The sequence below is a fragment of the Pseudomonas agarici genome (genome assembly GCF_900109755.1).
Classification (GTDB): Bacteria; Pseudomonadota; Gammaproteobacteria; order Pseudomonadales; family Pseudomonadaceae; genus Aquipseudomonas; species Aquipseudomonas agarici.
In genome coordinates this window covers 141,522-164,231 of sequence record NZ_FOAR01000012.1, presented here as the reverse complement: position 1 = coordinate 164,231, position 22,710 = coordinate 141,522, and the positions used below count along the sequence as shown (strand labels likewise).

The 22,710-nt window shown below is 61.4% G+C and carries 24 protein-coding genes and 1 riboswitch; of the genes, 11 read left to right on the top strand and 13 right to left on the bottom strand.

Translation table 11 applies throughout. From position 1 onward, the window contains the following. Window positions 1–483, top strand: a 483-nt coding sequence (locus BMX68_RS13530; protein ID WP_256218789.1) for a DUF6396 domain-containing protein, incomplete at its 5' end; no start/stop codon positions are given. Between the two features lie 132 nt (window positions 484–615). Here BMX68_RS13530 and BMX68_RS13525 read toward each other — a convergent pair. Then, window positions 616–1,023, bottom strand: coding sequence for an acyl-CoA thioesterase (locus BMX68_RS13525; RefSeq protein ID WP_017130441.1), 408 nt, complete (start codon window positions 1,021–1,023; stop codon window positions 616–618). 362 nt (window positions 1,024–1,385) lie between these two features. Then, window positions 1,386–1,492, top strand: a riboswitch (S-adenosyl-L-homocysteine riboswitch). Between the two features lie 21 nt (window positions 1,493–1,513). Between BMX68_RS13525 and ahcY the strand changes: the two genes are divergently transcribed. From ahcY to rhlE2, 5 genes are all read left to right on the top strand, one after another. Beyond that, window positions 1,514–2,923: an adenosylhomocysteinase gene (ahcY, locus tag BMX68_RS13520; protein ID WP_074862268.1), complete on the top strand. Its 1,410-nt coding sequence runs from the start codon at window positions 1,514–1,516 to the stop codon at window positions 2,921–2,923. A 156-nt stretch (window positions 2,924–3,079) separates the two neighbouring features. Then, window positions 3,080–3,925 carry a methylenetetrahydrofolate reductase [NAD(P)H] gene (gene metF, locus BMX68_RS13515; RefSeq protein WP_017130442.1) on the top strand — a complete coding sequence of 282 codons (846 nt, stop codon included), beginning with the start codon at window positions 3,080–3,082 and terminating at the stop codon, window positions 3,923–3,925. Window positions 3,926–3,986: 61 nt separating this feature from the next. Then, complete coding sequence (locus BMX68_RS13510; protein ID WP_017130443.1) at window positions 3,987–5,069, top strand: hypothetical protein; 1,083 nt, start codon at window positions 3,987–3,989, stop codon at window positions 5,067–5,069. Between the two features lie 46 nt (window positions 5,070–5,115). After that, entirely contained in the window at window positions 5,116–5,907 is a 792-nt protein-coding gene (locus BMX68_RS13505) for a substrate-binding periplasmic protein (protein ID WP_017130444.1), read from the top strand. Window positions 5,908–6,205: 298 nt separating this feature from the next. After that, complete coding sequence (gene rhlE2 / locus BMX68_RS13500) at window positions 6,206–8,065, top strand: RNA helicase RhlE2 (protein WP_017130445.1); 1,860 nt, start codon at window positions 6,206–6,208, stop codon at window positions 8,063–8,065. Window positions 8,066–8,261: 196 nt separating this feature from the next. On the opposite strand, the gene BMX68_RS13495 is transcribed toward rhlE2, so the two are convergent. Beyond that, complete coding sequence (locus tag BMX68_RS13495; protein ID WP_017130446.1) at window positions 8,262–8,849, bottom strand: YceI family protein; 588 nt, start codon at window positions 8,847–8,849, stop codon at window positions 8,262–8,264. A gap of 31 nt (window positions 8,850–8,880) precedes the next feature. Beyond that, window positions 8,881–9,432, bottom strand: a complete 552-nt coding sequence (locus BMX68_RS13490) for a cytochrome b (RefSeq protein WP_017130447.1) — start codon at window positions 9,430–9,432, stop codon at window positions 8,881–8,883. 342 nt (window positions 9,433–9,774) lie between these two features. On the opposite strand from BMX68_RS13490, the gene BMX68_RS13485 reads away from it, so the two are divergent. Beyond that, complete coding sequence (locus BMX68_RS13485; RefSeq protein ID WP_017130448.1) at window positions 9,775–11,181, top strand: adenosylmethionine--8-amino-7-oxononanoate transaminase; 1,407 nt, start codon at window positions 9,775–9,777, stop codon at window positions 11,179–11,181. 92 nt (window positions 11,182–11,273) lie between these two features. Continuing rightward, entirely contained in the window at window positions 11,274–11,993 is a 720-nt protein-coding gene (locus BMX68_RS13480) for a 16S rRNA (uracil(1498)-N(3))-methyltransferase (RefSeq protein WP_017130449.1), read from the top strand. Between the two features lie 28 nt (window positions 11,994–12,021). On the opposite strand, the gene trhA is transcribed toward BMX68_RS13480, so the two are convergent. Next, the gene (gene trhA, locus BMX68_RS13475) at window positions 12,022–12,639 is read right to left on the bottom strand and encodes a PAQR family membrane homeostasis protein TrhA (protein WP_017130450.1); all 618 of its coding nucleotides are present in this window, start codon (window positions 12,637–12,639) and stop codon (window positions 12,022–12,024) included. A gap of 304 nt (window positions 12,640–12,943) precedes the next feature. On the opposite strand from trhA, the gene BMX68_RS13470 reads away from it, so the two are divergent. From BMX68_RS13470 to BMX68_RS13460, 3 genes are all read left to right on the top strand, one after another. After that, entirely contained in the window at window positions 12,944–13,522 is a 579-nt protein-coding gene (locus BMX68_RS13470; protein WP_017130451.1) for a chromate transporter, read from the top strand. A gap of 3 nt (window positions 13,523–13,525) precedes the next feature. Next, window positions 13,526–14,068 carry a chromate transporter gene (locus BMX68_RS13465; protein WP_017130452.1) on the top strand — a complete coding sequence of 181 codons (543 nt, stop codon included), beginning with the start codon at window positions 13,526–13,528 and terminating at the stop codon, window positions 14,066–14,068. Between the two features lie 65 nt (window positions 14,069–14,133). After that, window positions 14,134–15,048 (top strand): LysR family transcriptional regulator, encoded by a 915-nt coding sequence (locus tag BMX68_RS13460; protein ID WP_017130453.1) that lies wholly within the window; start codon window positions 14,134–14,136, stop codon window positions 15,046–15,048. A gap of 4 nt (window positions 15,049–15,052) precedes the next feature. Here the strand turns inward: BMX68_RS13460 and madM are convergent, their stop codons facing one another. The 9 genes from madM to mdcA all read right to left on the bottom strand — a co-directional run bounded on the left by madM (window position 15,053) and on the right by mdcA (window position 22,474). After that, window positions 15,053–15,817: a malonate transporter subunit MadM gene (gene madM, locus BMX68_RS13455; protein WP_017130454.1), complete on the bottom strand. Its 765-nt coding sequence runs from the start codon at window positions 15,815–15,817 to the stop codon at window positions 15,053–15,055. Window position 15,818: 1 nt separating this feature from the next. Beyond that, window positions 15,819–16,235: a malonate transporter subunit MadL gene (gene madL / locus BMX68_RS13450; RefSeq protein WP_017130455.1), complete on the bottom strand. Its 417-nt coding sequence runs from the start codon at window positions 16,233–16,235 to the stop codon at window positions 15,819–15,821. Window positions 16,236–16,299: 64 nt separating this feature from the next. Then, the gene (gene mdcH / locus BMX68_RS13445) at window positions 16,300–17,229 is read right to left on the bottom strand and encodes a malonate decarboxylase subunit epsilon (RefSeq protein WP_017130456.1); all 930 of its coding nucleotides are present in this window, start codon (window positions 17,227–17,229) and stop codon (window positions 16,300–16,302) included. Next, complete coding sequence (locus BMX68_RS13440; protein ID WP_017130457.1) at window positions 17,226–17,855, bottom strand: malonate decarboxylase holo-ACP synthase; 630 nt, start codon at window positions 17,853–17,855, stop codon at window positions 17,226–17,228. Before BMX68_RS13440 ends, mdcH begins: the two co-directional genes overlap by 4 nt. A gap of 6 nt (window positions 17,856–17,861) precedes the next feature. Next, window positions 17,862–18,665 (bottom strand): biotin-independent malonate decarboxylase subunit gamma, encoded by an 804-nt coding sequence (mdcE, locus tag BMX68_RS13435; protein WP_017130458.1) that lies wholly within the window; start codon window positions 18,663–18,665, stop codon window positions 17,862–17,864. Then, a complete protein-coding gene (locus BMX68_RS13430; RefSeq protein WP_017130459.1) occupies window positions 18,662–19,513 on the bottom strand; it encodes a biotin-independent malonate decarboxylase subunit beta in 852 nt (283 codons plus the stop codon). Before BMX68_RS13430 ends, mdcE begins: the two co-directional genes overlap by 4 nt. Beyond that, complete coding sequence (locus BMX68_RS13425) at window positions 19,506–19,805, bottom strand: malonate decarboxylase subunit delta (protein WP_017130460.1); 300 nt, start codon at window positions 19,803–19,805, stop codon at window positions 19,506–19,508. Before BMX68_RS13425 ends, BMX68_RS13430 begins: the two co-directional genes overlap by 8 nt. Beyond that, window positions 19,805–20,797, bottom strand: a complete 993-nt coding sequence (locus tag BMX68_RS13420) for a triphosphoribosyl-dephospho-CoA synthase (protein ID WP_060781986.1) — start codon at window positions 20,795–20,797, stop codon at window positions 19,805–19,807. The genes BMX68_RS13425 and BMX68_RS13420 overlap by 1 nt, the downstream gene beginning before the upstream one ends. Further along, a complete protein-coding gene (gene mdcA, locus BMX68_RS13415) occupies window positions 20,798–22,474 on the bottom strand; it encodes a malonate decarboxylase subunit alpha (RefSeq protein ID WP_017130461.1) in 1,677 nt (558 codons plus the stop codon). It lies immediately after the preceding gene. Window positions 22,475–22,710: the final 236 nt, after the last annotated feature.

Sequence of the window (22,710 nt, the reverse complement as noted above, 5' to 3'; positions counted from 1 at the left end):
AACGCTGCTGGCTGGTTGGAAGATGGTTTTCGTGGTCCTCCCGTCACCGATAAACTGAACTACCTCGGCCAACAAGAAGACCTTGAGCGCGCCGAGCGCTATAAAATAATCTGGCGTGTGCTTGCAAGATACTCCTACGCCAATCCCAGCGTCCCCGAGATCAACGAGATTCTCCCTTTGCCACCGGCCAAACTACCGGCCTGGGACGGCAAGCTGCAATGGCTGGAGGCCCGTCTGGCCAATGTCCGGCCCCAAAAGCCCCACGAAGCGCTGATTCAGCAGTTAGCCAAGGCCAAGCTGCTTGAACCGGCGACTGGCAAACCCATGCCCGGCTCTCCCGCATTCCTCAAGGTCGATTCCCCCGCACCGACCTGCGTCAGCGGCCAACCCTGCTCGCAGGCGCTGCTCCGTGGCAATCGCGCACGGTCGTCCGCTTCGATGCATGATTTCAAGGCTGTTCCTGCGAAGGCACAATTCACTTAGTTTATTTTGCCTACACCCTCTTAGCGAGCCGCAGGTACTGCAGTGGGCCAATAACGCACCTGCCGCTCCTGGAACCCAAGGCACGGTTATTACCGCACTTGGGGGGCCAGGAATGTTCAGTGCGGGCGGCGATCAGCTTTCGTCGGTCTCGTCTTCCTTGAACTGGTCTTTCACATACTTGATCTCGGTCCGTCCGTGAGGCGTCGGCAAGCCGTCTTCGCCGAGATTGACGAAGACGATCTTTTCCACGGTCAGGATGCTTTTGCGGGTGATCTTGTTGCGCACTTCACAGGTCAGGGTGATCGACGTGCGACCGAATTCGGTGGCGGTGATACCCAGTTCGATGATATCGCCCTGCCGCGAGGCGCTGACGAAGTTGATCTCGGAGACGTACTTGGTCACCACGCGCTGGTTGCCTAACTGGACAATCGCGTAGATTGCCGCCTCCTCGTCGATCCAGCGCAGCAGGCTACCGCCGAACAGGGTGCCGTTGGGGTTGAGGTCTTCGGGTTTGACCCATTTGCGGGTGTGGAAATTCATGCGCTCTCCTGACCGTGCTGTCACCGGATGAAACTATCCGGCAAGCCTGAACCTTCATGTTAGAACGCTTGCCCGACGACTCCAACCACTCACGATCATCCACCGAAAAATACCGCGCAGGCCAGGAGGCTGTTTGACAGCCCTTCGCCCTTACGATTGTGTGTCGATGCAAGGCCGAAGCCACTCCGGCATCACACCACCGAGCACGGCAGACCACACGATCAAACGCCATGAGCGCCGCTACGATCACCTTGAATAATCTTCATCGAAGCGACAGAAACTCTTGGGAAGTCAGCCGCGGGCCGCTATAATCGGCGCCGATTCAAAACGGTCATCCGCTCTTGATACCGTTTTCCCGCCACCTGTCCGAGGGGCGCTGCAGCAGGCTCAACCTGTCAGGCTCGGATGGGGCGTTCTCCGGTCGTATCAGTTGCTCCGGAGACTAAACGCACAACGGCGCCCATTCGCACACTACGAATGGAGGCTCTCTATGAGCGCTGTCAACACGCCTGCAGATTTCACTGACTACAAAGTCGCCGATATGTCCCTGGCAGCCTGGGGCCGTCGCGAAACCATCATCGCCGAATCGGAAATGCCTGCCCTGATGGGCCTGCGCCGCAAGTACCTGGCCGAGCAACCGCTCAAGGGCGCGAAGATCCTCGGTTGCATCCATATGACCATCCAGACCGCCGTGCTGATCGAAACCCTGGTTGCCCTGGGCGCCGAAGTTCGCTGGTCGTCCTGCAACATTTTTTCGACCCAGGATCAGGCCGCTGCCGCCATCGCGGCTGCCGGTATCCCTGTATTTGCCTGGAAAGGCGAAACCGAGCAAGAGTACGAGTGGTGCCTGGAGCAAACCATCCTGAAGGACGGCACGCCTTGGGATGCCAACATGATTCTCGACGATGGCGGTGACTTGACCGAGTTGCTGCACAAGAAATACCCGGCTGTCCTGGAAAAAGTCCACGGCGTCACCGAAGAAACCACCACCGGCGTCCATCGCCTGCTGGACATGCTGGCCAAGGGCGAGCTGAAGATCCCGGCCATCAACGTCAACGACTCAGTAACCAAGAGCAAAAACGACAACAAATATGGCTGCCGTCACAGCCTCAACGATGCCATCAAGCGTGGCACCGACCACCTGCTTTCCGGCAAGCAAGCGCTGGTCATCGGCTATGGTGACGTGGGCAAGGGTTCGGCCCAGTCCCTGCGCCAGGAAGGCATGATCGTCAAGGTTTCCGAAGTCGACCCGATCTGTGCCATGCAGGCCTGCATGGACGGTTTCGAACTGGTTTCGCCGTTCATCGACGGGATCAACAACGGTAGCGAAGCCAGCATCGACAAGGCCCTGCTGGGCAAAATCGATCTGATCGTGACGACGACCGGCAACGTCAACGTCTGCGACGCGAACATGCTCAAGGCCCTGAAGAAACGTGCCGTGGTCTGTAACATCGGTCACTTCGACAACGAAATCGACACCGCTTTCATGCGCAAGAACTGGGCATGGGAAGAGGTCAAGCCACAGGTACACAAGATCCACCGCACCGGCCACGGCGATTTCGACCCACAGAACGATGACTACCTGATCCTGCTGGCCGAAGGCCGCCTGGTGAACCTGGGCAACGCTACCGGCCATCCAAGTCGTATCATGGACGGTTCGTTCGCCAACCAGGTGCTCGCCCAAATCTTCCTGTTCGGCCAGAAGTTCGCCAGCCTGTCGCCCGCCCAGAAAACCGAGCGCCTGACCGTTGAAGTGCTGCCGAAGAAACTCGACGAAGAGGTGGCCCTGGAAATGGTACGCGGCTTTGGCGGCGTGGTCACCCAACTGACCAAAACCCAGGCCGACTACATCGGCGTGGCGGTCGAAGGTCCGTTCAAGCCGCACGCCTATCGCTACTGATCGGCCGGATTGCCTGCTCTCCCCGTGAGGGCAGGCTTGCCCGCGATAACCCAATAACGGTCGACACCGATGCAGGCCGTGCTGACGGGCGGGCAGGCCCGCTCCCACCTGGGATGCGCCAGCCTTACAGGCTTATGAGTTCACAAGGGTATTACCATGTCCCAAGATCGTCGCTACAGCTTCGAGTTCTTCCCCACCAAGACCGATGCTGGGCATGAAAAACTGCTGGCCACTGCCCGTCAGTTGGCCAGTCACGACCCCGACTTCTTTTCCTGCACCTACGGTGCCGGTGGCTCGACCCGCGACCGCACGATCAACACCGTGCTGCAACTCGAGAGCGAAGTAAAGATTCCCGCCGCACCGCACTTGTCCTGCGTCGGCGACAGCAAGGACGACCTGCGCGACCTGCTGACCCGGTACAAGGCCGCCGGTATCAATCGTATTGTCGCCTTGCGCGGCGACCTGCCGTCCGGGATGGGCATGGCCAGCGGTGAACTGCGCCACGCCAACGACCTGGTCAGTTTTATCCGCGAAGAGACTGGCAGCCATTTCCATATCGAAGTTGCCGCTTACCCGGAAATGCACCCGCAGGCGCGTAATTTCGAAGACGATATCCAACACTTCGTGCACAAGGTCAATGCCGGCGCCGACAGCGCGATCACCCAGTACTTCTTCAACGCCGACAGCTATTTCTACTTCGTCGACCGGGTACGGGCGGCGGGCGTCAATATTCCGATCGTGCCAGGTATCATGCCGATCACCAACTACAGCAAGCTGGCGCGTTTCTCCGATGCCTGCGGCGCGCAAATTCCGCGCTGGATCCGCAAGCAACTGGAGGCTTACGGCGATGACAGCCAGAGCATCCAGACATTTGGCGAGCAAGTGATCAGTGAAATGTGTGAGCGTTTGTTGCAAGGCGGTGCCCCAGGGTTACATTTCTATACTCTGAACCAAGCCGAACCGAGCCTGGCAATCTGGAACAACCTGAGACTGCCACGCTAGAAAGCTGCCCTCGCGCCGCCGAGGGCATGCACAGCCTTGCAGTTCACGGAAATTTGTTGCCATGACCACCGCCATCCTCACCACCCGCCCGCAACTGGTTTATCTGGTATTCGGGGCTGAGACTTACCATCAAGAAGCCGTCTTCAGCATCGCCAGTGCATTGGCGTGCCTGCGGGAAACCCCAGAGGCCGAAGTCGATATCAGGGTGTTCAGCGACAACCCCGAGCCCTATCGGCACCTGCCAGTGCGGATCGACGCCCTGGCAGAGGTCACGCGCAAACGCTGGTGCGAACCCCACGGCTATCACTTTCGCACTAAACATGTCGCGCTGCGCGCCGTGCTCGCAGAATGCGAGCAGGCATTGCTGATCGACACGGATACCTTCTTCCGACGCTCACCCATTGAGCTGTTCCGACGCGTGGAGCCCGGCACCCTCCTGTGCAACGCTTTTTACACCACCTATGGAGCAAACAAGAAATTGCCCCTGTACACGGCGCTCTCCGAGCGCCTCAGGAGCAGGAACCTAGCCGATGACCAGATGATGACGCTCAATTCCGGAGTCATCGGCTTGACCCGGCAAGACGTGGGCGTCCTGGACCGCTCGATAGCGCTGATGGATGAACTCTTTCCCTTCGCCCAAGGCGCATACACTCTGGAAGAGTTCTGCTTGTCCGTGGCGGCCTATCGCACTGTCAACGTCAAGGAGTGCCCGGACCTGATCCATCACTATTGGGGTCGCAAACAATTGTTCAGAGCCAAGGTAAAGGCCTGGATACACAAGCACGCCGGCAACCCGGTCAGCGATCAAGCCCTTGCCGACACCCGTAAGGTGACAGACCGCCTGCCACGTCCGCCCCGGGGAAGAAGGCTATTGAACAAACTAACCACCCGGATCTTGCCGAAACACCAGCGTCAGTTCTTCCGGGAAATCCTTTATGGTTGCCATGAGCACGCCAACGAGTTCGATCAGGCGTGCGGCACGGTCTGGTGGGAGAAAGCGCGACAGAGCCTGGAAGAGCGTCTGGGCAAGACGTTGTCCGATGAAGAACTGACTCAGTGGTTTGATCGAACCACCGTGCACCTGCTCTTGGGTAATCGTCGTCAAACTATTTGCCAACACCTGCTGCGGTTGCCCGATAAATAGAGCTTCAAAGCTTCTATCCCAAGCCTTTCCATCGTAGTCTTTGGTAATGCCCATCATTGCCCAGCTTCTGACAACCGTTCTTTTCGCCTGCCTGAGCTTTGCGGCTCGAGGTGAAAAACTGCGTATTGTCACCGAACCCTGGGCGCCCTATGTCTACGAAGAGAACGGTCGGAGACTGGGGCTCGATTACGAAACCACGGCCATCGTCCTCCAACGCCTGGGCGTTGAAGTGGAATGGCAATTCCTGCCATGGAAGCGCTGCCTGGCGATGCTCGAACAGGGCCAGGCCGATGGCGCCCTGGATATCCTTCACAACAATGAACGCGAGGCGACGCTGTTGTATCCCGATGAGCCCCTCTCAAAAGTGGAGTTCGTGCTCTTCTACGCCAAGGCCCGCCCGCACCCTTTCAACACCCTCGATGATCTCAAGGGGCTGACCATCGGCACCTCTCCCGGTTACTTCTATGGCACGCCATTCAGCCACTCGACCCAGTTCAGACGCGAAGCCGCGCCCACCCATGAAGCCAACTTCGGCAAGCTGGACTTGGGACGCATCGACTTGCTGATCACCGACCGCCGGGTCGGCCAGCGCATGCTTGAAAAGTTTCATCTGCGAGAACGGATTGCCCAGTACCCGGCGGTGATTCGCCAGGGTGGCCAGTACCTGGCCCTGCGTCGAAACGCCGGTATGGATCTACTGGCGCAGCGTTTCGATGCCGAACTCAAGCGCTTCAAGCGCGAGCCGGCCTACGCCGAGCTCACCGCCCGCTATGCCGGAGCCGCATCGACCGCAAAATCACTCGATGCCCCAGGAAAGCAAAAAGCAGTGAACCGCTGAGCAGCAGGAAAGCAGCACACGCCGATTGCTCTGTTATACTCCGGCGTTCCCGCCAGGCTCACGCCCGGACGCTCGACCTTGCATCAGGTATTCCGACACGATGACCAGCGCCGCCCAACGGCCCGCGCGCACCGTGCGTAGAGCCTCAAGTTCAAGCAGGACCGGACGGGATAGCGTCCTTCAGGACTGAACGAAAAATCGCCGTGTTGTACGCCGGCCGTGCTCGTCCAGCCCCCAGACGCCATTCGCGCCAGGCAAGATTCCCATCGGGCTTTGCCCTAACTGAACAGGATTACTCATGTCCTTTGCTTCCCTCGGTCTCTCCGAGGCTTTAGTCAGCGCCATCGAGGCAGCCGGCTATACCGAGCCTACTCCGGTGCAACAGCGGGCCATTCCCGCCGTGTTGCAAGGTCGCGACCTGATGGTCGCGGCACAGACAGGTACGGGTAAAACCGGCGGCTTCGCCCTCCCGATTTTGGAGCGGTTGTTCCCCAACGGTCACCCGGACAAGTCCCAGCGCCATGGCCCACGTCAACCCCGTGTGCTGGTCCTGACCCCGACCCGCGAACTGGCCGCCCAGGTGCACGAGAGTTTCAAGGTCTATGCTCGCGACCTGAAGTTCGTCAGCGCCTGTATCTTCGGCGGTGTCGGCATGAATCCGCAGGTCCAGGCCATGTCCCGAGGTGTCGACGTACTGGTGGCCTGCCCGGGTCGTTTGCTTGATCTGTGCGGCCAAGGCAGCGTCGACCTGTCTCACGTCGAAATCCTCGTGCTGGACGAAGCCGACCGCATGCTCGACATGGGGTTTGTCCATGACGTGAAGAAAGTTCTCGCACGGCTGCCGGCCAAACGACAGAACCTATTGTTCTCGGCGACCTTCTCCAAAGACATCACCGACCTCGCCGGCAAGCTGCTGCACAACCCGGAACGCATCGAAGTCACGCCGCCGAACACCACGGTAGAGCGCATCGAACAGCGCGTGTTTCGCCTGGCGGCCAGCCACAAACGTTCGCTGCTGGCGCACCTGATCACCGCCGGCGCCTGGGAACAGGTCCTGGTGTTCACCCGCACCAAGCACGGCGCCAACCGCCTGGCCGAGTACCTGGACAAGCACGGCCTGAGCGCCGTCGCCATTCACGGCAACAAGAGCCAGAACGCCCGCACCAAGGCCCTGGCCGACTTCAAGGCCGGCGACGTGCGGATCCTGGTCGCCACCGATATCGCCGCCCGTGGCCTGGATATCGATCAGTTGCCCCATGTGGTCAACTTCGAACTGCCGAACGTCGATGAAGACTATGTCCACCGTATCGGTCGGACCGGTCGTGCCGGTCGTTCGGGCGAAGCGATTTCTCTGGTTGCCCCGGACGAAGAAAAACTGCTGAAGAGCATCGAGCGCATGACCAAGCAGAAAATCGCCGACGGCGACCTGATGGGCTTTGACGCCAGTGCCGTGGAAGCGGAGAAACCGGAAGTGCGCGAGCGTCCGGATGTACGTAACCCACGCAATCCACGTGGCCCACGCGGCGACGGCCCGAATGGCGGCGGCGGTGGTGGTGGTCGTAAAGACAAGGGCAAGGACAAGGGTGGCAAGGAAAAACCAGCGGCCAGCGGTCGCGGTGAGCGTCCGGCCCGCGAGCAGAAAACCCGTGACAACTCGCCTCGCGAACAGCAACGTCCGGTACCTCGCGCAGCGGCGGATCGTGCTCCGGACGAATTTCTCGACGACGATATCGACAACTTCGGCAACCGCGTCGACTACGTGCCGCAGGCGCCGAAGAACCAGGGTCGTGGTCGCCGTCCGGGCGCTCCGGGGCCAGCTACCCCGGCACGTGGTGGCGGTGCTTCCCAGGGTCGCCAGAACGCCCCGCGTAACGGCGGCGGCGCGAGCACCGGTACTGCGCCGGCCAAGCGCGGCAACCCACGCAACGGTGCGCCACGGGACGGTCAGGCACGGCGTGAAGAGCCACGCAGTCGGCGTCCAGCGCGCGATGACCTGCCAATGCGCCATGAGCCCGCCGTCAAAGGCCCACGCGATAACCAGCCGAAGATCATGCACAAGGAATCGAAGATCGATCGCTCCCTGACGCCTGAGCAGTTGGATCAGTTGCCGAACCGCCCGCGTGGCGAAAAACCGGCGCTGTTGACGCGCAATCGCTGAGTTTGCATCGGTGATAAAAAACGCCCCCGGCTCGTGAGAGCCGGGGGCGTTTTTGTTGGGGCATTATTATAGGTGCCCGTTCAGCGCGGATAGGTGCATGACCGTGGGAGCCGGCTCGCCAGCGATAAGGACCGGAAGCCCGTCAAAAGCCGTGCGGGCGCTCCAGCCCCGATCACCTGCTGCCACAGTCTCGGGGTTACTTCGTCCGCACCCCTTCAAACGAGATATCCAGGTCCAGGGTCTGGGCAAACGGACCCGGCCCCTTGATGCCGAAATCGTTCAGATTGAGGGTGGTGGTGCCGTTGAAGCCGGCACGGTATTCACCCCATGGATCCTGACCCTCGCTGTTGAACGTGGCCTTGAAAGTCACGGGCTTAGTCACACCGTGCAGGGTCAGGTCACCCGTCACGTCAGCGGTTTTCTCGCCAGTGGACTTGACGGCGGTGGAAACGAACTTGGCTTGCGGATACTTGTCCGCTTCCAGAGCATCTTTGCCCGCGATGTGCTTGTCACGTTCGGCGTGGTTGGAGAACACGCTGGCGGTTTTCAGCTCGACCTCAATTTTGCTCGCTTCAGGAGCCTTAGCGTCAAAACTGAACTTACCGCTCCAGTCCTTGAAAGTGCCGTGAACGAAGCTATAGCCCAAGTGGCTGATCTTCCAGTCAATGAAGGCGTGCTGGCCTTCCTTGTCGATCACATAATCGGCAGCCATCGCCTGCCCCACGGACAGCAGAGCGGCACCGACGGCGAGAGCGGCGAGAGCGGCGAGAGTTTTTTTCAACATGTTTCTATTCCTTTTAAGTCGAGGTTGAGCATCAGGCTTCGCGACCCAGCATGCGAGTCAAGGTCGCATCACGGTCGATAAAATGATGTTTCAGGGCCGCCAGGCCGTGGAGACCGGCAAAGATCACCACCGTCCAGGCCAAGTACAAATGCACCGTACCCGCCACATTCGCCTGATCGGGGATACTGGAAATCCAGGCGGGCACGTCGAACAGTTTGAACACCGTAATCCCGACACCTTCGGCGGTGGAAATCAGGTATCCGGAAAACATCAGGGTGAACAGAGCGAGATAGAGCACCCCGTGGGCAAGCTTGGCGCTCACGCGGGTCAGGCGGCCATGATGGGACGGGGCTGGCGGCGGTGGGCTGATAAAGCGCCAGATCAGCCGCAGGACCATCACCGCAAACAGGCTCAAGCCGATACTTCTATGCAGGTCCGGAGCGGCCTTGCGCCATTCGCTGTAGTAGTCGAGACCGACCATCCACAAACCCAGCGCAAAAAGGCCGAAGACCATCAGCGCCACGCCCCAATGCAGAAGCATGCTGATCGCACCGTAGCGAGAAGATGAATTACGTAGCTGCATCGCCGAATCCTGCAAGTATTGCGTCCAAGATTAATGATTTATCTATCGAGTTGAAGCGGAAATTTCACTTTCGAAATATCGAGAAATACGATCATAAATCTGAGACGAGTGGGTTAAGAAAATATTAAGGTCACCGCTCAGCTAGAACAGCCTGGGAAACGCCTCTAGTCGAACTACCAGGGCCACAATCGCAAAAAACCGTCATAGCCTGCGCCCTACAAGCTCAGCGGTCGACTGCGGATCGGGTAAATGCCCCCAAAGGGTTGTCCCACGGCCCAGCATTGCATAGGCTTGCCGATTGTTTGCCCGCGCCTGTCGCGAGCCGCCCGCGGGAGAGTGGAAATGAGCCTGAACAACCAGTGGATGAAACGCGATCTCGAGGTCGTGTGGCACCCCTGCACCCAGATGAAAGATCACGAAGTGCTGCCGTTGATTCCGATCAGGCGCGGTGAAGGCGTCTGGCTGGAAGACTTCGACGGCAAACGCTATCTCGACGCCGTGAGCTCGTGGTGGGTCAACGTGTTTGGCCACTGCAACCCGCGGATCAGCCAGCGCATCAAGGACCAGCTCGATCAGCTGGAGCACGTGATTCTCGCCGGCTTCAGCCATCAGCCAGTGATTGAGCTGTCCGAGCGTCTGGTGAAAATGACACCCGAAGGCTTGACTCGCTGCTTCTACGCCGACAATGGCTCATCCTGCATCGAAGTCGCGTTGAAGATGAGCTTTCACTATTGGCTCAACCGTGGCCGCCCGGAAAAGAAGCGCTATATCACACTGACCAACAGCTATCACGGCGAAACCGTGGCGGCGATGTCGGTGGGTGATGTGCCGTTGTTCACCGAGACCTACAAGGCCCTGCTGCTGGACACCATCAAGGTTCCTAGCCCGGATTGCTACCTACGCCCGCAAGGCATGAGCTGGGAAGCGCATTCGCGCAACATGTTCCTGCTCATGGAACAGGCGCTGGCCGAGCATCACGACAGCGTCGCCGCCGTGATCGTCGAGCCGTTGATCCAAGGCGCCGGCGGCATGCGCATGTACCATCCGATCTACCTCAAGTTGCTGCGCGAGGCCTGCGACCGCTACGGCGTGCATCTGATCCACGATGAAATCGCCGTGGGCTTCGGTCGCACCGGCACCCTGTTCGCCTGTGAACAGGCCGGTATCCGCCCGGATTTCCTGTGTCTGTCCAAAGCCCTGACCGGTGGCTACTTGCCGCTGGCGGCCTGCCTGACCACCGAAGAGGTCTACAGCGCCTTCTACGACGACTATCCGACCCTGCGCGCGTTCCTCCACTCCCATAGCTACACCGGCAACCCCCTGGCCTGCGCGGCGGCACTGGCGACTCTGGATATTTTCGAGCAGGACAACGTCATCGAGAACAACAAAGCCCTGGCCCAACGCATGGGCAGTGCCACCGCACACCTGGCGGATCACCTCCATGTGGGCGAGGTGCGCCAGACCGGCATGGCCCTGGCCATCGAAATGGTCCAGGACAAGGCCGGCAAGACTGCCTACCCATGGCAGGAGCGCCGTGGCCTGAAGGTCTTCCAGCACGCGCTGGAGCGCGGCGCGCTGTTGCGTCCGCTGGGCAGTGTGGTGTATTTCCTACCGCCCTATGTGATTACGCCAGAGCAGATCGACTTTCTGGCCGAGGTCGCCAGCGAAGGCATCGACATCGCCACCCGCAGCGACATCCGCGTGGCGGTGCCGGCCAACTTCCACCCGGACTTTCGTGATCCGGGCTAAAGGATCATGCAGATTTGTGGCGAGCGGGCAATCGCGCTTGTCACGCACAGATCATTGTCCTTCACGCATACGACTTTCAATAGAGACTTCAAATGCGCCTGTCCCGCTTTTTTATCGACACCCCGCTGAGCCTTGGCGAACACCTGCTACCGGAGGCCCAGGCGCACTATATCGGTCGCGTGCTACGCATGGGCGAAGGCGACGCGTTGCAAGTGTTCGATGGCTCGGGCAGCGAATTCCTCGGCACCCTGCTGGAAGTCGGCAAGAAGCACGTGCGTATCCAACTGACCGAACGCTTCGCCGGGCAAGCCGATTCATCGCTGCACATCCATCTCGGCCAGGGTCTGTCCCGTGGCGAGCGGATGGACTGGGCGATCCAGAAGGCTACCGAGCTGGGTGTCAACCAAATCACACCGATTGTCAGCGAGCGCTGCGAAGTGCGCCTCAAGGACGAACGCGCCGACAAGCGCCTGGCCCACTGGCGACAGATCGCAATCAGCGCCTGTGAACAGTGCGGTCGCTCTACGTTGCCGATGATTCATCCGCCGCTGCTGTTGAACGAGTGGCTGAAACAGGCCGAGGCCGACCTGAAACTGGTGCTGCACCCGGTGGCCGAGCCGCTGGCCAGCCACCCGAAGCCGGGCACTCTGGCGTTTCTGATCGGCCCCGAAGGCGGCCTGTCCGATGGCGAGGTCGAGCAGGCGGCAAAGGCCGGTTACCTATCGGCGCGCCTCGGTCCACGGGTTCTGCGCACCGAAACCGCACCGGTGGTGGCGCTGGCGCTGGCCCAGCAGTTGTGGGGTGACTTCTAGTGGCCTGTAGTGGTCTGCCACAAAGGTTTCAGATCACAAACCAGGAGATCGCCACGAAATGTAGGACACTGCCGCCGATCACGAACAGATGCCAGATCCCATGGGCATGGCGCAGCCGGTGATCGAGGGCAAAGAAGATGATCCCCAGGGTATACAGCGCGCCGCCCGTGGCCAGCCAGATAAAGCCGACCATGCCCAGTGCTGCCAGTAACGGCTTGATAGCGACCAGCACAATCCAACCCATCACCGCATAGATCACGATCGACAGCACCCGAGCTTCGGAGCGTGGCTTGATCTCCTGCAGCATGCCGAGCACTGCCAACCCCCAGACGATACCGAACAGGGTCCAACCCCAGGGCCCGCGCAAGGTGATCAGGCAGAACGGCGTATAACTGCCGGCAATCAATAGGTAGATCGACAGGTGATCGACCTTTTGCATGATCACCTTCGCCCGTCCGCGCACACTGTGATAAACCGTCGACACGCTGTACAAGGCCAGCAGCGTGACGCCGTAGATCGCCACGCTGACAATCTTCCACGGGCTGCCATCCAGGCTCGCCAGCACCAACAGCCAGATGGCGCCGATGCACGCCAGAACCGCCCCCACCAGGTGGGTCCAGGCGTTGAACCGTTCCCCGTGATACATCTGCCGCTCACCTCCATTGATCAGAACACTGTTCACTAATAACCTGTACGGCTAGTTAGCTCAAGTGCGGATGCCAGAAGTCCATGGCGAGGCTCTGCAACGCAGGTCAGGAGCTTGTGGCGCCGAAATCGACTGACAGAAGCAGCCACACAGGCCACCAGGCCTCAGCTCTCGCGGCCCGGAAGACAATGCCCGGCGACCGGTAATTGATCGACAGGCATCTGGTGTGACAGCGCCGAACCGGTTTTACTGAAGACCCATTGCCAATTCGCAACGGCCCTCACCTGTTCCAAGGAGCCCATTGATGTCCGTCACGGCGCCCACCACCGCACCGACCAGCGCACTTCTCCCGTCACCCAGTCTCTGGCAACTCTTCTACAACTTCGCCATGGTCGGCCTGTTCGGCTTCGGCGGCGTGATGCCCTGGGCACGGCAGATGATGGTGGACCGTCGGCGCTGGGTCGATGAACAAGGCTTCAACGAACTGCTGACCACCGGGCAGTTTTTCCCCGGACCGAATATCGGCAACGTCAGCATCATCTACGGTCGGCGCCATCACGGTCTGCCGGGAGCTTGCGTGGCGCTGCTGGGACTCTATCTGTTCCCCTCGATCATCACCGTGCTGGCGGGCTTTGCCTACGCCCGTTGGTGGAACATCGATGCGGTGCAACAGGTGTTCGGTGCCATCATGCCGATCGCCACCGGGCTGATGCTCGGCACCACCCTGCGCCTGCTCAAGGCCATGCCACGCAACCTCGCCAACTACTGCGCCTTTGGCCTGACCTTTATCCTGATGGGCGTGCTGGTGCAGCCGCTATGGAGCGTCCTGTTGATTTGTGTTCCGCTGTCGATTGCCCTGCGTTTTGTCGACAAGCGAGCTTGAGCCATGCAGACCGTACTGTTTCAACTGATGATCCAATGCGCGCTCTGGTCATTGATGTCCATCGGCGGCAACACCGTGGCCCTGAGTGACATCCACCGCTACACCGTGACTCAGATGAACTGGGTCAACGATGCCCAGTTCATCGCCTTCTTCGCCTTATCCCAAGCGCTGCCGGGGCCCAATGGCATGTTCCTGGTGTTTATCGGCCAGCAGGCCGCGGGCCTGCCCGGCGCCATGGTCGCCCTGGCGGCCAAGCTGCTGCCGTGCTCGATGCTGACCTGGTTCGGTGCCGGTTGGCTGGAGAAACACACCGAAACACCGTGGGTACAGCGGATCAAGCGCGCCCTGTTGCCGATCTCGATGGGGTTGATCCTCGCCGCCAGCTACATCCTGATTCGTAGCATGGAAACCAGTACCTTGAGTTTGCTGCTGACACTGGTCAGCGCCGCCGTGGTGTATTTCAGCCGGGTCAATGCCATCTGGTTGATCATCGCCGGCACCGCCCTCGGGTTGCTGAGCAGCGCCCTGGGAGCCAACTGGTTCTGAAAAAAGCTTCAGCCAAAACCCCAGGACTTGGGCACAATCGAGACCTCCAAAAAAGAGCCGGTGCCATGCTGATCGACGAAGAGTTGACCCTGAAGAAGCTGGAGGTGTTCCTGGCCTTCATGCGCACCGGCAACCTGGCGCGGGCGGCGGCCGAGTTGCAGACCAGCAACGTCAGCGTACACCGGGCCATCCATTCCCTGGAAAACGCCTTGCGTTGCCCGTTGTTCAAGCACGAAGGCCGCAACCTGACACCCCTGGAAAGCGCCTATGTCCTGGAAGAGCGCGCACAGAAACTGATCCAGGACGTGATCGAAAGTGTGCGCATGACCCGCGAGGCCGCCGGTTTCTTCGCCGAACGCTTCAAGCTCGGATCGCTCTATTCGCTGACCGTGAAGACCGTGCCGCAACTGATCATGGGCCTGAAGATCCGCCGCAGCGAACTGAATATCGACCTGATTCTGGGCTCCAATTTCGACCTGCTGTACAAGCTCAAGAACATGGAAGTGGACGCGATCCTGGTGTCGCTGGATAACAGCACCCACGACCCGGACTGTGAGCATCTGCCGCTGTTCGCCGATGATATTTTCCTCGCGACCCCCGCCGACTCGCCCTTCGCCCAACAGGATGAAGTCGACCTGGCGGACCTGCGGGACATGACCTTCATCACGCTGACCCAGGGCTTTGCCACCCACCGCGACGGCAACCGCGTGTTCGAGCAGGCAGGGTTCGAACCGAAGGTGGCGATGCAGGTCAACGATATTTTCACCCTCCTGAGCATGGTCAGTTCCGGCGTCGGCTATGCCTTGCTGCCAGGGCGGATTGCGATGGTGTACGAGAACCGGGTGAAGCTGATCCCGTTGCAGGCGCACTATCACCTGCAACAGCATATCGGCGTGGTGTTCCTCAAGGCCAAGGAGCGTGATCCCAATTTGTTGGCGCTCCTCGCGGAATGCCGGATGTATGCCAACCGGCTGAATTGACGGGTCAGCCCATCAGACCCCGCACAATGAAGAACAGCACCGAAGGCCCGAGCAGGCAACCCAGGCCGGTATGGAAGGTCGCCGTCAGCGCGCCATAAGGCACCAGGCGCCGATCCGTCGCCGCCAGGCCAGCAGTCACACCACTGACCGTACCCGCCAGGCCACCGAAGACCATCGCTGAACGTGGGTTGTCGAGGCCCATCCAGCGCGCCGCCACCGGCGTGCCGACCATCACAATGATCGCCTTGATCAACCCTGTCGCAATCGACAACGCCACCACATCAGAACTCGCGCCAATCGCCGCACCGGTCACCGGACCGACGATATAGGTCACTGCCCCGGCGCCGATGGTGGTCATGCTCACCGCATCGCGATAACCGAAGGCCCAGGCCATGCTTGCCCCGACGATAAACGGCAACACCGTGCCCAGCAGCAACGCCAACGCACCGATCAACCCCGCCTTCCTCGCCTCGCTGGCCTGCACCTCAAAGGCCGTGGCAACGATGGCGAAGTCGCGCAACATTGCCCCGCCCATCAGGCCGATGCCGGAGAACAACGTCAGGTCCGCCAGGCCTTTCTGCCCGCCGGTCAGGGTGCCACCGACCCAGGCCAGCACCAGGCCGATGACGATGGCGATCGCCGAGCCGTGAATCCGGCCAAAGGTCAGGCGCTTGGACACCACCACCGACACCCACATCACCACGCCGACGAAGGCGAACGCCGTGACCAGCCCATTGTGTTCCAGGCCCTTCTCGATGAGTTCCCACATATCAGCGTCCTCCTGCGACAGGAGCGACGGGCAGCACATCCACCGGCTCATCCGGTAACGGTTCGCCCTTGTAAGTCCGGCTGATCAGGGCAATGGTGCAACCGCAGACCACCACCGAACCAATCGCCGCCAGTACCGCCACCGGCCCGCCATGAAGCGCCGTGACCACGTTCTGATTGGCGGCCATGGCGACCACCACTGGAATGTACATGGCGCCCCAGAAACCGACACCCATCTCGCAGTCTTTGGTCATGCCGCCGTGCTTGTGCATCCACAACCGCGCACAGATCAGCAGGATCATCGCGATCCCGACCCCGCCGACATTGGACTTCACGCCCAGCAACACGCCGAGCATGTCTCCCAAAATCACCCCTGCCAACGTACAGATCGCCAACAGCGCCACACCGTAGATAATCATTTTGTCGTCCTCGCATCGCATTGTCGAAGTTGTTGTTTTTGTCCTTCGAAGCAGCAGCCGGTGTTTATCGGTGACGGCGTCCCTCCTCATCCAGCAGCGCCTTGAGGTTGTCCAACCGGGAACCATCGAAGGCGATGACGGTGCCTGATTCGAACACCCGGCGCGCCAAGCCGGTCAATACCGCACCGGGAGGCAATTCGATCTGCAGGCGAGCGCCACGCTCATAGGCGCTTTGCACGGTCCCGCGCCAATCGACCACCCGGCACATGTTGAATGCCAGGTCATCGCGGATCTGTTCGGCGGTGCGCAGCAGCCGTGCGCTGCTGGCGCTGAGGTAGCTCAAGCGCGGTGCCCGCATCGATATCTTGGCAAACGCCTCAGCCAATACCTGGGCAGGCTCGTCCAGCAACGGACAATGGGACGGCACGCTGACTGCCAGGCGCCGCGCTGCGCCGTTCCCGCTCATCAAGGCGACCAGCGCATTCATGCCCGACTCGCTACCGGCGATCACACACTGGTTATCGGCGTTGATATTCGCCAGATAGACCGGCGTGCGCTCACTGTGTACCTGAGCCAATAGTTGGTCGACAGCCGCCAACTCCAGCCCAATCAAGGCCGTCATGCCATAGCCCTGAGGATAAGCCTGTTGCATCAGCTCGCCACGCAGGCTCACCAGCCGCACGGCATCGCCCAGGTCCAGTGATTCGGCGACTACCGCCGCCGGGTAGGCGCCGATGGACAGGCCAGCGACATAGCGCGGCGGCGCGGTGTTTTCCTGCAACAACCGGGTAGCCGCGACACCGGCAACCAACAGGCAGAGCTGGACCGCACGGGTCGAAGCCAGGGCCTGTGGCGTATCCAACTCCTCGATATGCTCGCCCAGCGCATCGTTCGCTTCCCGCAAGCAATCACGCACGACAGCGGCATCGGGCAACCGCCGCAGCATGCCGGGCTGTTGCGCGCCCTGGCCGGGAAATACCAGTAGGCTGCTCATGCCGCCCACTCCCGGACAGCCCAAGGGTCGACTACCAATACCGCACCTTCGGCCCGCTTGAGCAGGACCCGGCGTGCCGTGCCCGCCCACTCCGCCAGTGCCACCGCGCCCCGTGGCGCCTGCAATTGCAGGTCGACGCGACAGAACGGATTGTCGAGTTGGCGCAGCAGGCCAGCGGCCTGACCACGCGACAACGCTTGCGGTGCACGCACGATCAAGTCCAGGTCGCTCTGTTGATGCAGGATCGGCAAACCGCTGGCCAATTCAAAACCAGCACTGCCGCCGACTCCCCACGCCATGCCCGAGGCATTCAGCAAGGGGCGCAGGTAATGCAGCGCCTGCAATGCCGGCCAGTCGCGCCCGCAATCGGCAATATCGATAAGGTCTTCGGGCCGTACACGACGCTTGACCAGCGTTCGCGGCAGCAGCGTGGCGAAACGCTGCTCACGCAATGCCCCGCGCACCCCCACCGGCACCTGATCCGGTGCCGCCAATGCCCGACGCACCACCACCGGCTGGCCGAGACTCAGCGTCTCACCCACCCAGGCCGGCGCATCGTCCGGCAACTGCACTGGGCTCAACCCCCAGAGCAGGTCGTGGGGGAGAAAATCGTCGTCAGCACACATCGCCGTTCACCATTGCTCGCGCAACAGTTGCCGAACCCGACTGGACGCCGCCCGATTGCTCGCGCCCAGGCGTCCACTCAAGTCAGTACCCTTGGCCGCCACATCGCCGATGGCCTCGATCAGACAGTCCTCTACCTGTGCTACATCGGCGACCGTCGGCTGTTCGATCTGTTCCACGCTCAGGGTTTTCCACAACAGTCCGAGGCTGGCGTAGCTGTCGATGTCATAGGCCATCGGCGGCACGCTGGCGGCCAGGGCTTCCAACTCCTCGACGCTGCGCAACGTCACCCGCGCCGCCGACGCCTTGCCCATGGCGTGGACCATCACTCCAGGATCGCGCAGGGCAATCAGCCGGTTGGCCTGGTAGCCGTGGGCGAGAAATGCCCCGGACATCGCCTTGCCCACCAGCAGCGCAATCACCGCATGTCCCGCCAGACGAGCGCGAGCATAGCTGTCCACCGCCGCGGCCAGGGCCTGGTGAATGCCCAGGGCTTCTTCACGACGCCCGTAAGCCTGGCTCGGCACATCGACAATGGCGATCAGGGCGCGCTTGTCCGCGTTGGCGCTGTCAGCCTCGATCACTTCGTCTACGGCCTTGGCCAGTCCCCAACCTTCCAGCAACCCGACCTCGCCATTGCGGGCCCGGACAAACCGATTGGCCGGGTCGGCCACCACTGCCAGCAACCGAGCCGACCGCCCGCCAAGCTCGATATCCGCGACCTTCAGTGAAGGCGCCAGGCGGGACACTTCGCCAGCACCTGCCGCCAGGGCCTGAAACCAGCGCAAACCGCGCAGGGAATAAGCGTTCATGGGCGATCTCCTTGGAACAGACGGCGTACCGTCGCCGGCTCGATCTGTGGACCGGCATCCAATTCGGTCAACCGCCGCAGGTACCGATCCGCTTGCCGGCTGCGTTGCACGTCGGGCACCCCAGCCGCCAGCAAGCCCGCGACCTGCTCGCGGAGCAACGCCACATCATCGGCCACATAGCGATCCGCCAGGCCGCTGGCGAAACGCTGTTCACCGCCGGTCAGGCTCCAGATAAACGGCCGATCACGGGAGTCGTACTCCTGCAACCCGGCTTCCTGTTCAATCACCTGTGGGCCATTGAGGCCCAACCGGGCTTCCTGAGTCACCAGCAGATAACTGCACAACCCCGCCGCGATGGACATACCGCCAAAGCAACCGACACTGCCGGCCACCACGCCGATCACCGGCTGATAACGGCGCAGGTCGACAATCGCCGCATGAATATCGGCAATGGCCGCCAACCCCAGATTGGCCTCCTGCAACCGCACGCCGCCGGTCTCCAGCAGCAACACAGCACGAGTTGCAATGCCCTTGCGGTTGTCTTCGGCTGCCAGCTCCAGGGCCCCGGCGATTTTCGCACCGCCCACTTCGCCGAGGCTGCCGCCCTGAAATACGCCTTCGATGGCGGCGATGACTACCGGCAGGCCGTCGATAGCGCCTTTGGCGATCACTACACCGTCGTCGGCCTGGGGCACGACGCCCTGGCGTTCAAGCCAGGGCGACATGACCCGCTCAAAGGGATCGAGCAGTTCGCGAAAACTGCCGCTGTCGAGCAGCGCCCGAGCACGCTGGCGGGCACCGAGTTCGACGAAGCTGTGCTTGTGCAATAAACGCTCGCTGTCAGTCATGGCCGATCTCCTCGAAACCTTGCTCCAGACGCAAGCGAACCACACCGGGAGTGGCGCCGAAATCATGGATATCAATGCTCAGCGCCGGCGGCAGTTGGTCAGCAAAGAGTCGCTCGAACAGGTGCTGCCAACGCGCCGAGCTGCCGTTCACCGAGGTCGTCACCTGGATCGACAATCGACCCGGGTGGCCGGGCTCGAGCAGCACTTCCAGATCGCCCGAGCCGACGCAGCCCACCAGCGCACGGCCTTTTGGCGGTTGCCCGGCGGGGAATTCAAAGAACAGCTTTTCCATCACAAGGCTTCCTGTTCGAGGCGGTCGATCAGCAGGCAGGCGGCGAGTAGATCCGCGGCGCCGCCCGGTGAAGCGTTCATCGCCAACAATTGTCGATCCAATTCATGCAGGCGCCGCCGTCCGGCCAGGCTGGCGCTGCCGCCCGCCGCCAGCACCGCGCAAGCGCCCCGTTGCATGGCCTGCAGGCCCGCCATGCCCGCACGGTAGAGCACGCAGGTGTCGGCCAGAGTGGTCATCATTGCGAGCAAGGCATCCAGCCGGGCATGCTGTTCGCCGTGACCGGCAAGCCGGCTGCGCCGCAGTTGCGGCAGGCCAAGCCGGGTCACCGCCGGAAAGCCCGACTGCGCTTCTTCCCGCGCACCGCGAGCGCCATAGCGCTGGGCAACCTGCCTACCGTGGCTGGCGCTATCAGGCGCGTAACGGTCTTCCAGCAAGGCCAGGCACGCAGCGCGCCGGGTGATAGCATTGGCGCCGACACGGCGCGGGTCCAGCGCCGCGCCAGCCACCAGCAGCCCCAAGGCCCAGATCGCCCCGCGATGGGTATTCACCCCGCCGGTGGTCTGCAACATCGTCTGCTCGCCTTCACGACCGATACGGCCCAGGGCCTCACGTAGCGACAGGTCGATGACGTTGGATGAAGGCGGCAAAGCTGCCGGTCTTGGCAAACCAGGATATTGTGCCGAGCCGGCTTGCCTGCGCTCGGCGGCACAACCGTTGTCAATCCACGCGGTGCGGTCTGCCTGATACCCCGCGTCGACAGCAATTGGGCTGGCTATCGCCGCCTCGGCCATTGCCTTGAACATCGGCCACAGCGACAGGGCCGAGGCATGCATCAAGCCCAAGTGCAGATCGCTGTGTGCACCGTTGCCACGCCGATCGACCAACGCTGGCTTGGGCGACAGGTCGGCTTCGTCGATCAGCGCCCGCACCGCGAAATCCGCCAGGCGCTCGGCCAGAAACCACGGTTGGGCTTGCAGATTGAAGGCGTGCATTTACCAGCTCCTGAATTTGGCGGGCGGGGCGTAGAGGCCACCCGACCACTCCACCAAGTCGGCCACGCTTTTGGCTGCCAGCAGCTCACGGCGGGCCTCGGTGCGGCGGATACCGAGGTCCTCGGGCAGCGCGATCAGGCCTTCGCGACGCATCCGCGCCGTATCCTTGAGGTTATGCCGCAAGCCGATGGCGGTGACACCGGCCACGGCAGCGATCATCGCCCGGCGTTCTTCCAGGGAGCGCGCCTTGTACAGATAGGCGATGCCCTCTTCGGTCAGCAGATGGGTGACGTCGTCGCCATAGATCATGATCGGCGCCAGCGCCATGCCGCTTTTTTTCGCCACGTCCACGGCATCGAGGGTTTCGACGAAAGTCGGCTTACCACCCTCCTGGAAGGTCTCGACCATCTGCACCACCAGCTTCTTGCCGCGTTCGAGCAGGGCTTGGGGCGCGTCGCCGGTATCGAGGCGCATATCCAGCCAGGCCGGGGTGCCATGGCGGCGACCGCGTGGGTCATGCCCCATGTTCGGCGCCCCGCCAAAGCCAGCCAGACGCCCACGGGTCACGGTGGAGGAATGACCGTCACCGTCGACTTGCAGGGTCGCGCCGATAAACAGGTCCACCGCATACTGCCCGGCCAATTGACAGAACATCCGGTTCGAACGCAACGAGCCGTCGCGCCCGGTGAAGAACACATCCGGCCGGGCGGCGATGTAGTGCTCCATGCCCAATTCCGTACCGAAACAATGCACGCTTTCGACCCAGCCGCTTTCGATGGCGGGAATCAAGGTCGGGTGGGGGTTGAGCGTCCAGTTGCGGCAGATCTTGCCCTTGAGGCCCAGCGATGCACCGTAGGTCGGCAGGATCAGCTCGATAGCGGCGGTGTTGAAACCGATCCCGTGGTTGAGGGACTGCACGTTGTGTTTTTCGTAGATTCCACGGATCGCCATCATCGCCATCAGTACATGCACAGGCTTGATATGGCGCGGGTCGCGAGTGAACAGCGGCTCGATATAGAAAGGCTGGTCGGCCACCACCACAAAGTCGACCCAAGACGCCGGGATATCCACCCGGGGCAGCTCGCTGACATCATCGACCAACTGATTGACCTGGACGATCACGATACCGTCGCTGAACGCCGCCGGCTCGATCAGCGCCGGGGTGTCCTCGGTGCTGGCGCCAGTGTAGATATTGCCGGCGCGATCGGCCATGAAGCCGGCACTGAGTACCACGTTGGGGATCAGGTCCACCACCAACCGCGCATAGAGTTCGATGTAGGTATGAATGGCGCCGATTTCCAGCAGGCCGTCTTCCAACAACTGGCTGATACGCAGGCTCTGGGTGCCGGCGAAGGAGAAGTCCAGCTTGCGGGCGATACCGCGCTCGAACAGGTCCAGGTGCTCGGCGCGACCGACGCTGGGCATGATCATGTGCAAATCGTGGAGCTTGGCCGGATCGGCTTGCACCAGGGAGCGGGACAGGAAATCCGCTTGCTTCTGGTTATTGCCCTCCAACACCACCCGGTCGCCCGGCATGATCAGGGCTTCCAGGGCAGTGACGATCTTCTCGGTCGGCAACACCACGCCATCGGCGAGGGCCCGCACCAGTTCGAGACGGCGCTGCTTCTCGGCACGCCGCCGCGTCCAGCGCGAGTCGAGGAAATTGGCGGTTGTCATGCTCACTCCACGGGTTCGCTGTCGTGGAGTAGACAGTAGGAGTGAATCGACGGTGCATCAATCAAGCCCAGTGGTGGATTGTTACGCCCAGGTTAATGATCGTGCCGATTCAGCCTGAATAAAGCTCGGCCATGAATTTTTCGACAACAGTCTCAGTGAGGGGCCACTCGTTATCCCGCAATCTTGTGAATTGATCGGACGTTGTGGGAGTCGGATTGCTGGTGAAGACGCCTGCC

Coding starts and splice junctions, on each gene's coding strand:
- mdcH (WP_017130456.1), bottom strand. CDS start 17,229: ATGAGCAGCCTACTGGTATTTCCCGGCCAGGGCGCGCAACAGCCCGGC.
- mdcE (WP_017130458.1), bottom strand. CDS start 18,665: ATGAACGCTTATTCCCTGCGCGGTTTGCGCTGGTTTCAGGCCCTGGCG.
- madL (WP_017130455.1), bottom strand. CDS start 16,235: ATGATTATCTACGGTGTGGCGCTGTTGGCGATCTGTACGTTGGCAGGG.
- BMX68_RS13480 (WP_017130449.1), top strand. CDS start 11,274: ATGCGCCTGTCCCGCTTTTTTATCGACACCCCGCTGAGCCTTGGCGAA.
- BMX68_RS13430 (WP_017130459.1), bottom strand. CDS start 19,513: ATGACTGACAGCGAGCGTTTATTGCACAAGCACAGCTTCGTCGAACTC.
- BMX68_RS13465 (WP_017130452.1), top strand. CDS start 13,526: ATGCAGACCGTACTGTTTCAACTGATGATCCAATGCGCGCTCTGGTCA.
- BMX68_RS13440 (WP_017130457.1), bottom strand. CDS start 17,855: ATGTGTGCTGACGACGATTTTCTCCCCCACGACCTGCTCTGGGGGTTG.
- madM (WP_017130454.1), bottom strand. CDS start 15,817: ATGTGGGAACTCATCGAGAAGGGCCTGGAACACAATGGGCTGGTCACG.
- BMX68_RS13460 (WP_017130453.1), top strand. CDS start 14,134: ATGCTGATCGACGAAGAGTTGACCCTGAAGAAGCTGGAGGTGTTCCTG.
- BMX68_RS13505 (WP_017130444.1), top strand. CDS start 5,116: ATGCCCATCATTGCCCAGCTTCTGACAACCGTTCTTTTCGCCTGCCTG.
- BMX68_RS13495 (WP_017130446.1), bottom strand. CDS start 8,849: ATGTTGAAAAAAACTCTCGCCGCTCTCGCCGCTCTCGCCGTCGGTGCC.
- BMX68_RS13490 (WP_017130447.1), bottom strand. CDS start 9,432: ATGCAGCTACGTAATTCATCTTCTCGCTACGGTGCGATCAGCATGCTT.
- BMX68_RS13470 (WP_017130451.1), top strand. CDS start 12,944: ATGTCCGTCACGGCGCCCACCACCGCACCGACCAGCGCACTTCTCCCG.
- ahcY (WP_074862268.1), top strand. CDS start 1,514: ATGAGCGCTGTCAACACGCCTGCAGATTTCACTGACTACAAAGTCGCC.
- metF (WP_017130442.1), top strand. CDS start 3,080: ATGTCCCAAGATCGTCGCTACAGCTTCGAGTTCTTCCCCACCAAGACC.
- BMX68_RS13485 (WP_017130448.1), top strand. CDS start 9,775: ATGAGCCTGAACAACCAGTGGATGAAACGCGATCTCGAGGTCGTGTGG.
- BMX68_RS13425 (WP_017130460.1), bottom strand. CDS start 19,805: ATGGAAAAGCTGTTCTTTGAATTCCCCGCCGGGCAACCGCCAAAAGGC.
- trhA (WP_017130450.1), bottom strand. CDS start 12,639: ATGTATCACGGGGAACGGTTCAACGCCTGGACCCACCTGGTGGGGGCG.
- rhlE2 (WP_017130445.1), top strand. CDS start 6,206: ATGTCCTTTGCTTCCCTCGGTCTCTCCGAGGCTTTAGTCAGCGCCATC.
- BMX68_RS13420 (WP_060781986.1), bottom strand. CDS start 20,797: ATGCACGCCTTCAATCTGCAAGCCCAACCGTGGTTTCTGGCCGAGCGC.
- BMX68_RS13510 (WP_017130443.1), top strand. CDS start 3,987: ATGACCACCGCCATCCTCACCACCCGCCCGCAACTGGTTTATCTGGTA.
- mdcA (WP_017130461.1), bottom strand. CDS start 22,474: ATGACAACCGCCAATTTCCTCGACTCGCGCTGGACGCGGCGGCGTGCC.
- BMX68_RS13525 (WP_017130441.1), bottom strand. CDS start 1,023: ATGAATTTCCACACCCGCAAATGGGTCAAACCCGAAGACCTCAACCCC.